Below are 14,084 nucleotides of genomic sequence, written 5' to 3'. Positions count from 1 at the left end.
CTTGTTCTGTTAAACAAAGGGGTGAACAAATGTTTCTAGTGTTAGAATAGCGGTTAATATATCGTCTGAAGTAAAGTCTTTCTCTAAGTAATGAATGGACTCACCAGGCGCTACCGTTCTTTCGGCGATTGCTTTAAGTTTTTCGAGATCGTCTTGGTTCAGCCCTAGATCCCTTAATAGTTTTGGAAGCTCTAAAGCGTTGTAGAAAGCAAGAAGGGAGGTGACCTCTTCTAAATCCTCCTCGAGCATAAGCTGAACGAGAATACCGTAGGCCACTTTTTCACCGTGTAAAAGATGATGGGTTTCATGGGCAACGGTTAATCCATTATGAACTGAATGAGCAGCAGCAATTCTGCCATACCGGTCTCCGAAGCCGCCAACCATCCCACCAGCTACAATGATCGTTTCAACTACCTGTAAAAAAGCAGGTGACGAAGTTTTTGCTTCCATCGCCTTTAATGCCGCCTGGCTATGTTCAAGTAGAACAATCTGGCAAAGCCTAGCGCTTTGATGGGCGATTTTTACTGGTAACGGAAGGTCTTGTAAGTCACGTACTAACACATCGGCTTCGTACCATTTGGCTAATGTGTCTGCAATCCCGGCGCGAACATACTTAATTGGTGAGTTAAGAATGATTCTTGGTTCTATTAAGACGATTAGTGAGCTTTTCGGAAAAAGGGTATAATGTGTGAATTCGCCTTCTTCTGTATAAAACACGCTTAACGGAGTCCAAGCGGAACAGCTAGAGGCAAGAGTCGGTATAAGAATGGTTTCTGTGTTTGTTTCATGTGCCACTGCCTTTGTCAGATCAAGCACTTTTCCACCACCGATACCGATGATGGCGTCTATGTTTGTACCACTAACTATCGTTGAGATTCTCTGCACTTCATTTATTGAGCACTCCCCCTGATAGGGAACAAAGGTGAGCTTTACATGTGGCATCTCTGGAAAATAGGAAGATGCTGCTTTCCAAGATTGTTCGCCGTGAATGACTAAACAGTGATTAACTGAATGGGAGAGAAGTAGATTTTCAAGATCATTTAACGAACCCTCATAACAAGCATAATAGGAGGGAGCGCCACGCACTTCGAGTTTGGTCATTGTCTTCATACCTTTCTAGTAAAAACAACGCCGGATGAGGGCGTTGTTCTTTGTGTTTATTAATTAGCGATTTACCATCCATTCTGGTTTACCGAAGCCTTGGAAGTCCTCGTCGATGATGGCTTCAAATTCTTCTGATTCTACAATTTCTTTTAGATCTTTAGCAAATTGGCTGTCAATATTCTTTGTATCTACTACCACACGGTTGCGGTATTGATCAGGCATGTTTTCAAGTTGCAAGGCATCAAGTAAGTCCATTTTCGCCGCTAAAGCGAAGTTTCCTGGTACTGCAGCAAGGTCTACGCTGTCAACTGCACGTGGAAGCTGAGCTGCTTCAATTGGTTGGAATACTAAATTTTTTACGTTCTTATCTACGTCTTTTTCTGAAACCGTTAATGGGTCAGCATCCGCATTTAATGTGATTAGACCAAGATCTTCTAAAATTAAGAAAGCACGTGCTGCATTTGTTGGGTCATTTGGAATCGCAATAGCAGCTCCCTCGGAAATTTCATCAATAGAAGTAAACGTTTTAGAGTAGATTCCCATTGGTGCAGTTGGAACTGAAATCACATCAGTTAGTTCAATCTTATTTTCTTTTGCAAAGTTTTCCATGTAGATTTTGTGCTGGAATAGGTTCGCGTCAATGTCTCCCTTGGAAAGAGCTAGATTTGGTTGAACATAGTCACTGAATTCTACTACTTCTACTTCATAACCTTTTTCCTCTAATAAAGGCTTAATGGCATTTGAAACCATGTCACTGTATGGACCAGATGTTGCTCCAATTTTCACTTCTTTTTTCTCAGTCGTCTTTTCTTCAGAAGAAGATGCCTCCTCAGAATTTCCACCGCAAGCTGCAAGAACAGCAATCGCAATCAAAACTACAAAACTCAAAAATAACTTTCTCATCGTAAATACTCCCCCAATAATTTTATGGTGTCTGTCACCCTTCGTGGACAGTTGGTGCGTTTTTGTCCTTCTGGGATGGACAGTGGTTAAATGTGATTTATCTTTTGTTTACTGCTTTTGCTAGTCGGTCACCGAAAAATTGGATGAGCTGAACTAAGCAAATTAGGATAATGACGGTGGTGAACATGACGGTGTTGTCGTAGCGATAGTATCCGAACCGGATGGCAAGGTCTCCAACACCGCCCCCTCCAACGATTCCAGCCATAGCAGAGTACGCAACTAAGCTAATAATCGTAATTGTCACGCCTTGGATAATTCCTGGCTTTGCTTCAGGAAGAAGAACGTCCTTGATGATCATCCACGGAGAAGCCCCGACAGCGACCGCTGCTTCAATTACTCCTTTATCAATCTCCCTCAGTGACTGTTCTACCAATCTAGCAAAGAATGGAATTGCTGCGACAGAAAGTGAGACAGAAGCAGCTGTTGGCCCAATTGTTGAACCAGCAATTAAGTCTGCCAAGGGTAAAAGTGCAATAAGTAAGATGATAAACGGAATCGAACGAATCATGTTTACTAAAAATCCGACTATCTGATTGAATAGGGAATTCTCTAAAAACAGTCCACGATCGGTCACAAATAATAGTACCCCCACCGGCAAGCCGACTATCATCGCTACAGCAATTGAAATTCCCACCATATAAATGGTTTCAAAAAATGCTTTGTTCAAATCAGGTAGTAATTCTATTAAGCTATCAAGCGGCATCACGGATCACCTCCAACCTTTCTGTGCGAGATGCGATGTATTGAATCGCATGTTCTACTTCAGCCATGTTACCTGTAAGTTCCATAATGAAGATTCCAAGTGGAGTCTCTTTTATGTACTCGATTTTGCCATGTAAAATATTGCCCTTTACTTGGAACTTCTGTAGCGCATCTGAGATCACTGATTCTTCAGCGATTGCCCCGCGGAAATGAATCTTTACAATTTTCCCTTTGCTTGAAGTTAGCAATTTTTCTGGTATATCGAATTGTAAAATGGTATTGATGAATTCCTTTGTTAGTGCGTTCGTTGGATTTGCGAATAAGTCATATACCGGTCCTTCCTCAACAATTTTGCCGTCCTGCATAACGGCCATTCGGTCACAAATCTCTTTTACGACTTCCATCTCGTGTGTAATCAGTACAATCGTTAACCCTAACTCTTGGTTAATCTTTTTTAACAAAGATAAAATTGATTTCGTCGTGCTAGGGTCTAGGGCAGAGGTAGCTTCATCACAAAGGAGAACAGACGGATTATTCGCTAATGCTCTTGCAATTCCTACACGTTGCTTTTGTCCACCGCTTAACTGTGACGGATACACATCACGCTTATCGGACAAGCCAACCATATCAAGCAGCTCAGAAACCCGTGCATCAATTTCTACTTTGGATTTATGAGCCGCTTTTAGAGCAAAAGCTACGTTTTCAAAAACCGTCTTTGAGCTTACGAGATAGAAGTGTTGAAAGATCATCCCAATTTTCTGACGGGCATTTCTTAGCTCCTTTTTTCGCAGTGACGTAAGAGAAACTCCGTCGATCTTAACTTCCCCTGAGGTAGGAGCCTCCAATAAATTCAAGCAGCGTAGTAACGAACTTTTTCCAGCACCGCTATATCCTACAATTCCAAAAATTTCGCCTTTGTTCACGGTTAGTGACACATGGTCCACACCTACGACTTCACCTTTTTTCGTTTGATAGACTTTCAGCAAATCTTTTACTTCGATCATTTATGTCACCCCTTAAGCTATGAAAATACAAAAAAGCCTCTTTCCAGTCAGAAAGAGGCATCGTTATATATACGACTTATCTTTCAGAATGGAATCATTCTGTAGGAAGTGGCACCGTTCCATGAAATGGAGGTTGCCGGACGTCATAGGGCCTAATCCCTCAGTCACTCTTGATAAGTAAAGGTCTTATTCATTTGTTACATGAATCATAAATCTAACAGAGGAGAAGTGTCAACAGCTGTTTTTAATAGAAAGAAGTTTAGGGAACGCTTACATGCCTGAGGCTGTAAGTGTAAAAATTTTTATAAAAAGTTAAAAACACCCATTCATAGATCGTGAATGGGTGTCGGAATTTGAATTAAATTTTCATAACTCCACCGGTGCTAGCAGAAGTTACAAGCTTCGAATAACGAGCTAGATAACCCTTTTTCACCTTTGGTTCAAAGCCTTTCCAGTTTGCTTTGCGCTCTGCCCATTCTTCATCAGAAAGAACAACGTCCATTGAGCGAGCGTCAACATCGATTACAATTTGATCTCCATTTTGGATAAACGCTAATGGTCCACCTTCTGCAGCTTCTGGTGAAGCGTGACCGATAGACAATCCACGTGAAGCACCAGAGAAGCGGCCATCTGTTACAAGAGCAACCTTCGCGCCAAGTCCCATTCCCATGATTTGAGAAGTTGGAGCTAGCATTTCAGGCATACCAGGTCCGCCTTTTGGTCCTTCGTAACGGATGACTACAACGTCGCCTTCTTTCACTTTTCCGTTCGCAATGCCGTGAAGAGCTTCATCTTGTGAATCAAATACAACAGCAGGTCCTTCATGGCGATTTCCACCAGTGATTCCACCAGTTTTAATGATGGCACCGTCTGGAGCAAGGTTTCCAAACAACACAGCTAGGCCACCCTTTTCGCTATGTGGATTATCAATGGAATGAATCACATCATAGTTCTTAACATCACAGCCAGCAATATTTTCACCAAGTGTTTTTCCTGTAACGGTTAATGTATCCAAGTGAAGGGCGCCTTCTTTCTTGGATAATTCGTTTAGTACCGCAGAAACTCCGCCCGCTTCATGCAAGTCTTCAATGAATACATCAGAAGCTGGAGCAAGCTTAGACAAGTGAGGAACACGAGCCGCTACTTCATTGATTCTTCCGATTGGATAATCGATTTCTGCTTCATGAGCTAATGCTAATGTGTGAAGTACAGTGTTAGATGATCCGCCTAATGCCATATCCAGGGCAAACGCGTTATCGATTGCTTTTTCTGTCACGATATCACGAGGCTTAATATCCTTTTCAATTAGTTCCATTAACTGAGTTGCTGATTTTCTAACAAATTCTCTACGTTCAGGAGCTACTGCTAAAATCGTTCCATTACCAGGAAGTGCCAATCCAAGTGCTTCTGCCAAACAGTTCATTGAGTTTGCTGTAAACATACCAGAACATGATCCGCATGTTGGGCAGCCGAACTGTTCTAATTCTAAAAGTCCCTTGTCATCAAGTTTTCCAGCTTGGTATGCACCTACACCTTCAAATACTGAAGAAAGTGAGATCTTTTTGCCATCGCTAGTTACGCCAGCCTTCATCGGTCCACCACTTACGAAAACAGTAGGGATATTTAAACGAAGCGATGCCATTAACATACCTGGAGTGATTTTGTCACAGTTCGGAATACAAACCATTCCATCAAACCAGTGAGCAGCGACAACCGTTTCAACCGAGTCAGCAATGATTTCACGGCTTGGAAGAGAATAGCGCATGCCGATATGGCCCATCGCAATTCCGTCATCTACACCAATTGTGTTCATTTCGAATGGAACTCCGCCCGCTTCACGGATGGCGTCTTTTACAATTTTTCCAAACTCTTGTAAATGCACATGTCCTGGCACAATATCGATGTAGGAATTAACTACCGCGATAAACGGTTTGCCAAAATCCTCTTCTTTTACCCCAGCCGCACGTAAAAGGCTTCGGTGTGGTGCGCGATCAAATCCCTTTTTTATCATATTACTTCTTAATTCTGCCATTCTAATTTCCTCCCAATCTATCAAAAACACAATGGTGTTAATGTTTTAAATTATTAAAAAATTTTAACAAATAGATGGGGACTTGTAAAGAAAGATGACAAAACTATCATATGGTAGATTTTAAAAGTTACTATTATTCGTACTGTTTTGTTACTTTTTAATATTCTTATAGTGATAGTAGTATGGCGTTTTGCCACAATGAAAAATTAATATTAGTGATTGCCTTGTCATTCCCTTTTTACAAGATTAGTATTAAGATATGAAAAGTATATATGAGCAAGAATAGGCGTACTTCTTTTTTGAAGTCTAGGGAAGTTGGTGAAAGTCCAACGCGGTCCCGCCACTGTAAATGGGAGCAGACTGTAAAGAACCACTGTGCAATATTGATTGCATGGGAAGGTACAGAAAGCAATGACCATGAGCCAGGAAACCTGACTATATCTTGACACCGTGTACCTACGAGGATAGGTGGTGTGGTCGGTTTCTTACATAAGGAAGAAGCTTATTCCAACATCTCCATTTCTATGTGGAGATGTTTTTTTATGTAAAAGTGGGCCAGTTTCACCCTCCGCAAGCTGGTGTTGCTACGCAACAAAGGCTTTCTTCGGGTGGAAACTGTCCAACTTGTTAAATATCTAAGAAGGAGGGTTACCCATGTTTCTTCAACATTTATTGGCAATGACAATTGCTTATTTTATCGATTTACTTCTCGGGGATCCGATCGATTTGCCACATCCGGTGAAATGGATTGGAACAATGATCTATAAACTCGAGAAAGGGTGGAATAAAGGAACGCGAAAAAAATGGAAGGGATTGGCCATGGTGGTTACGCTACTCCTGCTCGTCGTGGGGATTACGATCCAAATTACGATGCTTGCTTATCAAATTCATCTCGCGGTCGGAATTTTGGTTGAAGCAGTGATCATCTGGACGACGATTGCTCAAAAAAGCTTAAGGGAAGCAGCAATGACGGTGTACGGTCCATTAAAAAAGGGAGATATCGTGGAAGCTCGTCACAAGCTATCGTATATCGTTGGCCGTGACACGGAGCAACTTGATGAACAAGGTGTGGTTCGCGCAACAATTGAAACGGTCGCAGAAAACACAAGTGACGGAGTAACTGCACCCTTATTTTGGGCGTTGCTCGGTGGTGCACCTCTCGCAATGCTGTACCGTGCGGTCAATACATGCGATTCGATGGTAGGTTATAAAAATGATCAATACATGGAGTTTGGCTGGGCGTCGGCGAAGCTTGATGATTGGTTAAATTTGATACCAAGTCGCCTAACCTCCATCTGTATGCTCTTTAGCAATATGCCTGTCCGATCCTCGTTAAAAGAGTCGGTGAAAATCGTTCTTCGTGATGCCAAGAAACATCCGAGCCCCAACAGTGGATGGGGAGAAGCTGCTGTGGCTGCCTTACTTGGAATTCAGCTCGGAGGTATTAATTATTACAAGGGCATTCGCTCCGATCGAGCCAAAATGGGAGAACCCCATTTTCCTGTTACTGGAGAGCATATTTTACAAACCAACGGCATTTTAACTCGAACAGTACTCGCATTTTTACTTTTATTATGGATTGGAGGGATGATCGTTGAAGTGGCCTACGCACGGATCTAATCCACAATTTTTATATAAAGCACTTCATCTAGAAAAACCTGAATCAGTGATTGATTTTAGCGCCAATATTAACCCGCTCGGTCCACCAGCCATAGTAAAAGATAGATGGAATGAGCTGTTTTCGCTTGTATCTGATTATCCGGATCCAACGGCAGAAAGGATTACAGGTTTGCTTGCAAAGAAAGAAGGCGTAAGAAAAGAGCAAATCTTAGTTGGTAACGGAGGGGCGGAGCTTATTTCTTTGGTCGGACGACTGCTCTCTGGTAAAAAAGCACTCATCGTACAACCAGCCTTTTCTGAATACGAAGAAGCATGCCGAGTGAATCAATGCGAGGTACGCTATCACTTGATGGATGTAGACAGCTGGGATTTACGTTTAGATGAATTACTAGTGAACTTACGTGAAGTAGACGCTGTATTTCTGTGCAATCCAAACAATCCAACAGGAATGTTTTTTCCGAAACAAACCATCGACCTGCTTGCCCGTGAATGTGCCCAATACGGAACCTTTCTCATCGTCGATGAAGCCTTTTACGACTTTATAGAAGGGTACGAATCAACCGTCTCCTGTCTCCAACATGGCGGAAATATGGTCATTCTTCGTTCCATGACAAAAATGTTCAGTATTCCAGGAATCCGCCTAGGATACTTAATAGCAAATGAAGCCCTGCTAGAAAAAATTAGGGAATGCAAACCGCATTGGAGTGTAAATGCAATAGCTATGAAGGTGGGGGAATGGTGTTTGTCAGAAAGTGACTATGTAGAACAAACCATTCAATTGATCAAACAGGAGCGGGAGAGGCTACAGTCTTTTTATCATGAGCAGGTGTTCTCTTATTCCCCATCAACCGTAAACTTTTATTTGCTAAAAGATACGAAAGTCTCCGATCAACTTCTGTTTTTTCGTTTTTTAATGCAAAACGGGATGATTCCAAGACATACGATGAATTTTCCGGGACTTGACGGAAAGTGGCTCCGACTGGCGATAAAGGGACCAAAGGAGCACGAAAGATTATTAGAGGTGATGAGTGAATGGCGGAAGCTGGACAGGTGATCTTTATCAGTGGTGGAGTTAGAAGTGGAAAAAGCAGCTTTGCTGAAAAAACAGCCATGGAACTAACAAAGATAACTCACGGAAATCTCCATTACATTGCCTCTGGAGTTGCTTTTGACGTGGAAATGAAGGACCGAATTAAAAGGCATCAACAGCAAAGAAATGAAGGCGAGCAACAGTGGGAAACATGGGAGGAGCCCTATTTTTTACATAACCTCTCAACTGTTTTTCAACCGAATGATATTGTGCTCTTTGATTGCCTAACCAATCTATTAAACAATCGCTTGTTTCAAACTGAGGAGAGGCTGATGGACCCGTCTTTTCATGAAGAAGTCAAGAAATCGATCATAGAGGGGATCCTTTCGATACAGAAAAATTGTCATACCCTCATCGTCGTTAGTAATGAAATCTTGAATGAACCGATCCTCTCAAGTGACCTTGTTCTTGTCTATGCAAAGCTACTTGGCAGGCTAAACCAACGGGTGGTTGCAATGGCAAAAGAAGCGTATCTCGTTGAAGCAGGAGTTCCGATTTGTATGAAAAAGGAGGGTGATGACCTTGCATTTCGTGATGGGAGGAGCATGTAACGGAAAAGCCGAGTGGGTACGTAACCATTTCGACAGGTGTCAGTATTCAAGAGAAATTTGGATAAAGGCTTATGAATGCTCGTATTATGACTGGCTTAACGAAGATTCTGCTTCGTCCTTAGTGGTAGTCGAAGGAATCGAATATTGGATCAGGGAGCTATCGCTTCAACATGAATCAGATGCAGTAAGAAAGATATGGAAAGAGGCACTATTGAAATGGGCTCGTTGGGAAAAGGAAGGTTGGAGAAGAAAGGTCGTGGTCATTGGTTCAGATATTACAAGAGGAATTGTACCTGTTGAAAAACTGGATCGGAAATGGCGCGATGATGCGGGATGGACGTTTCAGGATACGGTCCAATTATGTGAAAGAGTGGATCATATTTGGTATGGAATTGGTCAACGGATTAAGTAATTACAATTTAGAAGGAGGAAGAAAAAATGAAGGTATCAAAAGTAACTTGGATGGCCGTATTTATCGCTTTAACAGTTATAGGTGGTGGGATAAAAATTCCAGCTATCATCGGAAGTGTCGCGCTTGATTCGTTTCCAGCAATCATTGCTGCCGCGCTTTTAGGAGGAATTCCTGGTGCGATCGTCGGTGGATTAGGACATATGGTATCTGCGTTAATTGGAGGAATGCCTCTTGGACCTATGCATTTCTTAATCGCTATCGAAATGGCTGTGCTCACATGGATGTTTGCTTACTTTTACCAAAAAGGCAGCAAGTGGATGGCATCTATTTTATTCGTGCTAGGTAATACCTTTGCAGCTCCACTGCCATTTATCTATTTAATTTCAAAAGCATTTTATATTAGTATGGTTCCATCTTTACTGATTGCATCTATTCTTAATACCGTTTTAGCTATAATCGTTGCACCTCGTCTAGCTAGCATAATGAAACCAGCAGTAGCGGGGAAATTTCAAAAATGAGAGATGTCCAATTACTTAAAATGGGAAAAGAAACCCTTGTGGTAGCTTCAGATAATAGCGGGGCGATCGGATTAAAAAAGCTCGATGCGGTACAGGTTCCTTACGATATTGTTGGTTATTATACCTTTCGTGTGGCAGCCATGGAATGCTACTCGGCGGGAGCTATTCCTGAAGCAGTGATTCTTCAAAATTTCTGTGGAGAGGAAGCCTGGGAAGGACTCGTAAAAGGAATTACGAGAGGGCTACTTGAGCTTGATGTACCAGACATTCCGATCAATGGAAGTACTGAAAGTAACTTTGCACTAGTCCAATCTGCCGTCGGATTATCGGTATTAGGAAAAAGAACAAGTTATGCGCCCTTGAGTGCAAGCCCCTTTCTAGAGGATACGAAAGTGGCGGTAATTGGTCTTCCACTTGTAGGAAATGAAGTAATAGAGCAGGAAGCAGAAGTAGCTCCATTACGATTAGTGAAGGAACTCTCAAAACTAGATGACGCAGTTTTATTACCTGTCGGGTCAAAAGGGATACTTTATAAATTGAATCGTTTATTTTCAAACCGAAATTTTTTAAAAAATGAAGTGACGAGTGTAATGAATATAGAAAAAACATCTGGACCATCTACCTGCTTCCTGATCGCATTTCCAGCTCATAAAGGGCCTATGGTAAAGGAACTTTCAGGACATTATTATCATGAATTAGCTTTTTGAAATTCAATAGGGAGTGACCATTATGGTTGATTTATATATTGCTAGGCATGGACAAACCACATGGAATGTGCAAAAGCGTATGCAAGGCAGACTGGATTCCTCCCTTACAAAAAAAGGAGTGGAGGATGCTAAACGATTAAGAGACTACTTAGCTGATACCCCTTTTGATGAGGTGATCTCTTCTCCTAGTGGAAGGGCTTATACCACCGCGAAGCTTATCTTGCCAAATGAAACCAACATGAAAACAGATCCGCGACTAATGGAAATACATCTAGGAAAATGGCAGGGGAAAACGGATGACGAAATTCATCGTGAGTTTCCATTGGAATATGATCATTATTGGAATGCTCCAGAGCGATATGACAACGATGGTGGTGAAACCTTTACAGACGTAATTACTAGAGTCGAAGATTTTCTACAGGAAATAGAAAGAACATATGTGGAAGGGAGAGTGCTAATTGTCACTCATGGGGTAGCCATTATGGCTTTTTTATCAATAGTGAAAAAGCTTCCATTAAAGAATTTCTGGTCTGCTCCCATTAGTGAGGGAACGAGTTTAACCTTGATACGACTGGAAAAAGGGGAAAGAAAGCTCTTGGTTGAGGGGAGCGTAGAACATCTCTCACTAGTAACAGTTCCATAATATAATCATTTAAGTAAAACTTTATAGGAGACATATAGGCACCAGGTTTTTTTAAAAGCAATCCTGGTGCCATTTTTATCGATGGAGTTAATGGATTATGGAAGATATTCTTACAGCTTGCTGTACGCGACTGAAGGAAAATGGAAGAATCGTAAATAGGTTAAAGATTACAAGCAAAAGTGTTAACACGAACAATACTTGAAATCTATTATTTGGGCAAGTTCATAGGGTGATTCAAATTTTGTCCTCAAATGATAGCTTACTTTTATTTCACGGTGTAGGGGGTACATCTATGCGTAGAGCACAATCCATTATGATTCAAGGAACACATTCAGATGCAGGAAAAAGCGTGATATCAACAGCGCTTTGCCGAATTTTTTCAGATATGGGCTATAAAACAGCACCATTTAAATCTCAAAATATGGCGTTAAACTCTTATATTACGTTGGATGGTAAGGAGATTGGGAGAGCTCAAGGAGTTCAAGCCGAAGCCGCACGAACCATAGCGACTACGGATATGAATCCGATTTTAATCAAACCATCGAGGGACTATGAGGCACAGATCGTTGTTCATGGGAAGCCGTATAAAAATATGCAAGCAGGAGCTTATCGGCAAGATTTTTTCCAACAAGGGCTCACCTTAATTAAAGAGGCGTACAAGCGACTCGATCAACAGTTTGAGCGAATTGTGATTGAGGGAGCGGGAAGCCCAGCCGAAATCAATCTAAATGATCGTGAATTAGTAAATATGAGGGTTGCAAACATGACGGAATCACCTGTCATTCTAGTAGGTGACATTGAGCGTGGTGGAGTGTTTGCGAGCTTAGTCGGAACGCTTCAGTTGATCGATGAGAGTGATCGGGACCGAGTGATAGGGGTCATTATCAATAAATTCCGGGGAGACGTAAGCTTACTCGAACCAGGTCTTGATTGGTTTACCGAGTATACTGGAGTGCCTGTTCTAGGAGTCGTTCCCTTTACGAACGTGAAGGTGGATGCTGAGGACTCTGTTGCCTTAAAGCTATACAGCACAGAAAGAGATTCAGCGAAAGAAATAGATATCGCAGTGATTCAATTTCCTAAAATATCAAATTTCACAGATATTGACCCCTTTTTATCGGAAGAAGACTGCCATGTACGCTTTGTTAGCAGCAAGGTACAGCTTCAGAATCCTGACCTGCTTATTTTGCCTGGCAGTAAAAATACCATTGAAGATTTGATGTTTCTTAAGCAATCCGGATTGTATGAAGAAATTCTAAAGCTCACGAAAAATGGGAAATCAATGGTGTTTGGAATATGTGGAGGCTACCAAATGCTAGGTGCAACGGTCGAGGATCCAGAAGGTATTGAATCCCAGGTTGCGATTGAAGATGGTTTAAAACTATTGCCAATCTATACAACCATCACATCTGAGAAAAAGACCACCCTATCAGAAGGGACCATTCAAATAAATGAGCAAACTCATGATGTGAAAGGTTACGAAATTCATATGGGAGTTACGACGTTTCTAAAGCCTTGTACACCATTAATTACTCATGGTACCACTACAGATGGAGTTATAAGTGACAATCAACAAATTATAGGAACATACTTTCATGGAATCTTTGATAATGACTCATATCGTGCAGCAATTATTAATCAAATTCGGAAAGTGAAAGGCCTAGAAGAAAAACATGACCGTGTTTCATTTCGCTCACAACGGGAGGAAGCCTATGACCAGCTGGCTGATCATGTAAAAGAACATATCAATCTTTCATTTATAGAAGAGAAGATGCGTGAGTATTACGAAAAGAAGATACGTTTTGAAAATGAAACAGCGATGGAGGGAACTCGATGAAAATAGGAAAGGTATTTCTTGTTGGAGCAGGTCCTGGAGACCCGAAATTACTAACTTTGTATGGGCTAGAATGCATTCAAAATGCCGATGTTATTTCCTATGATCGCTTAGTGAATAAAGAATTACTGAAGCATGCGAAAGAAGACTGTGAACTGATTTATAGTGGGAAAAGACCAGGCAAGCACCATTTGATTCAAGATGAAATCAATCAACTTCTTGTGGATCATGCGATGAAAGGGAAAATTGTAACAAGGTTGAAGGGGGGCGATCCGTTTGTATTTGGTCGAGGAGGGGAGGAAGCAGAGTTTTTAGCAAGACATGGGATCCCTTTTGAAGTGGTTCCTGGAGTAACCGCAGGAATCGCAGCTTCAGCTTATGCAGGGATTCCTGTCACACACCGAGATTATGCCACCTCTTTTGCGATGGTAACCGCACATGGACGTGAGGAGAAAGGAAGTGAATTTTTGAATTGGGAGGCTCTTGCTAAAGGGATTGATACGATCGCTTTTTATATGGGCGTAAACAATCTTTCGAATATTTGTAAGAACCTAATATCCCATGGGAAAAAGGCTACAACACCGGTAGCAGTCATTCATTGGGGGACGACCTCTGTTCAAAGAACCGTGACAGGAACGTTAGAAACAATTGAAGAAATTGTGAGTAAGAACCAAATATCTCATCCTTCTATCATTCTTGTGGGAGGGGTTGTTCAAATGAGAGAAAGAATCCGTTGGTTTGAAGAAAATCACGCTGAAGCGCTAGCTATGGCAAGGGCGTAAGGAATGCAAGAGAAGGGAACTGCATGATGGAAAAAAGGGTACTCTTTTTTGTAGAGTATCCTATTTTTTTGTGGTCATAAAGAGCAGTTGTAGGATAAAGTAGAGGGTAAGAATGGAGGGAT

The 14,084-nt window shown here is 41.6% G+C and carries 14 protein-coding genes and 2 riboswitches; of the genes, 9 read left to right on the top strand and 5 right to left on the bottom strand.

Going from position 1 to position 14,084, the window contains the following annotated elements; translation table 11 throughout:
* Positions 1-9: 9 nt before the first annotated feature.
* The 5 genes from M3175_RS08395 to ilvD all read right to left on the bottom strand — a co-directional run bounded on the left by M3175_RS08395 (position 10) and on the right by ilvD (position 5,805).
* Positions 10-1,101, bottom strand: coding sequence for an iron-containing alcohol dehydrogenase family protein (locus M3175_RS08395; RefSeq protein ID WP_251517555.1), 1,092 nt, complete (start codon positions 1,099-1,101; stop codon positions 10-12).
* Between the two features lie 63 nt (positions 1,102-1,164).
* Positions 1,165-2,007 carry a MetQ/NlpA family ABC transporter substrate-binding protein gene (locus tag M3175_RS08390; RefSeq protein WP_251517553.1) on the bottom strand — a complete coding sequence of 281 codons (843 nt, stop codon included), beginning with the start codon at positions 2,005-2,007 and terminating at the stop codon, positions 1,165-1,167.
* Between the two features lie 97 nt (positions 2,008-2,104).
* A complete protein-coding gene (locus M3175_RS08385; protein ID WP_251517550.1) occupies positions 2,105-2,770 on the bottom strand; it encodes a methionine ABC transporter permease in 666 nt (221 codons plus the stop codon).
* The gene (locus tag M3175_RS08380; protein ID WP_251517547.1) at positions 2,760-3,773 is read right to left on the bottom strand and encodes a methionine ABC transporter ATP-binding protein; all 1,014 of its coding nucleotides are present in this window, start codon (positions 3,771-3,773) and stop codon (positions 2,760-2,762) included. Before M3175_RS08380 ends, M3175_RS08385 begins: the two co-directional genes overlap by 11 nt.
* Positions 3,774-3,846: 73 nt before the next feature.
* Positions 3,847-3,953: riboswitch (SAM riboswitch) on the bottom strand.
* A gap of 178 nt (positions 3,954-4,131) precedes the next feature.
* Entirely contained in the window at positions 4,132-5,805 is a 1,674-nt protein-coding gene (gene ilvD / locus M3175_RS08375; RefSeq protein ID WP_251517544.1) for a dihydroxy-acid dehydratase, read from the bottom strand.
* A 267-nt stretch (positions 5,806-6,072) separates the two neighbouring features.
* Positions 6,073-6,258, top strand: a riboswitch (cobalamin riboswitch).
* 201 nt (positions 6,259-6,459) lie between these two features.
* Between ilvD and cbiB the strand changes: the two genes are divergently transcribed.
* The 9 genes from cbiB to cobA all read left to right on the top strand — a co-directional run bounded on the left by cbiB (position 6,460) and on the right by cobA (position 13,962).
* Positions 6,460-7,425 carry an adenosylcobinamide-phosphate synthase CbiB gene (gene cbiB, locus M3175_RS08370; protein ID WP_251517540.1) on the top strand — a complete coding sequence of 322 codons (966 nt, stop codon included), beginning with the start codon at positions 6,460-6,462 and terminating at the stop codon, positions 7,423-7,425.
* The gene (gene cobD / locus M3175_RS08365; protein WP_251517536.1) at positions 7,400-8,479 is read left to right on the top strand and encodes a threonine-phosphate decarboxylase CobD; all 1,080 of its coding nucleotides are present in this window, start codon (positions 7,400-7,402) and stop codon (positions 8,477-8,479) included. The genes cbiB and cobD overlap by 26 nt, the downstream gene beginning before the upstream one ends.
* Complete coding sequence (locus tag M3175_RS08360) at positions 8,458-9,066, top strand: bifunctional adenosylcobinamide kinase/adenosylcobinamide-phosphate guanylyltransferase (RefSeq protein WP_251517532.1); 609 nt, start codon at positions 8,458-8,460, stop codon at positions 9,064-9,066. Before cobD ends, M3175_RS08360 begins: the two co-directional genes overlap by 22 nt.
* Positions 9,047-9,478 carry a bifunctional adenosylcobinamide kinase/adenosylcobinamide-phosphate guanylyltransferase gene (locus tag M3175_RS08355; protein ID WP_251517713.1) on the top strand — a complete coding sequence of 144 codons (432 nt, stop codon included), beginning with the start codon at positions 9,047-9,049 and terminating at the stop codon, positions 9,476-9,478. Before M3175_RS08360 ends, M3175_RS08355 begins: the two co-directional genes overlap by 20 nt.
* 26 nt (positions 9,479-9,504) lie before the next feature.
* Positions 9,505-9,996, top strand: coding sequence for an ECF transporter S component (locus M3175_RS08350; RefSeq protein WP_251517529.1), 492 nt, complete (start codon positions 9,505-9,507; stop codon positions 9,994-9,996).
* Positions 9,993-10,703 carry an ATP-binding protein gene (locus M3175_RS08345; RefSeq protein ID WP_251517526.1) on the top strand — a complete coding sequence of 237 codons (711 nt, stop codon included), beginning with the start codon at positions 9,993-9,995 and terminating at the stop codon, positions 10,701-10,703. The genes M3175_RS08350 and M3175_RS08345 overlap by 4 nt, the downstream gene beginning before the upstream one ends.
* Positions 10,704-10,725: 22 nt before the next feature.
* Positions 10,726-11,346 (top strand): histidine phosphatase family protein, encoded by a 621-nt coding sequence (locus tag M3175_RS08340; protein WP_251517523.1) that lies wholly within the window; start codon positions 10,726-10,728, stop codon positions 11,344-11,346.
* A 292-nt stretch (positions 11,347-11,638) separates the two neighbouring features.
* Positions 11,639-13,183 carry a cobyric acid synthase gene (locus M3175_RS08335; RefSeq protein WP_251517520.1) on the top strand — a complete coding sequence of 515 codons (1,545 nt, stop codon included), beginning with the start codon at positions 11,639-11,641 and terminating at the stop codon, positions 13,181-13,183.
* Positions 13,180-13,962 carry a uroporphyrinogen-III C-methyltransferase gene (gene cobA, locus M3175_RS08330; RefSeq protein WP_251517517.1) on the top strand — a complete coding sequence of 261 codons (783 nt, stop codon included), beginning with the start codon at positions 13,180-13,182 and terminating at the stop codon, positions 13,960-13,962. The genes M3175_RS08335 and cobA overlap by 4 nt, the downstream gene beginning before the upstream one ends.
* The last annotated feature ends 122 nt before the right edge of the window (positions 13,963-14,084 follow it).

This window comes from Robertmurraya korlensis (genome assembly GCF_023715225.1).
Lineage (GTDB): Bacteria > Bacillota > Bacilli > Bacillales > Cytobacillaceae > Robertmurraya_A.
Note: the sequence above shows the minus strand (reverse complement) of the source record. Positions and strands in the feature narration are given on the sequence as shown.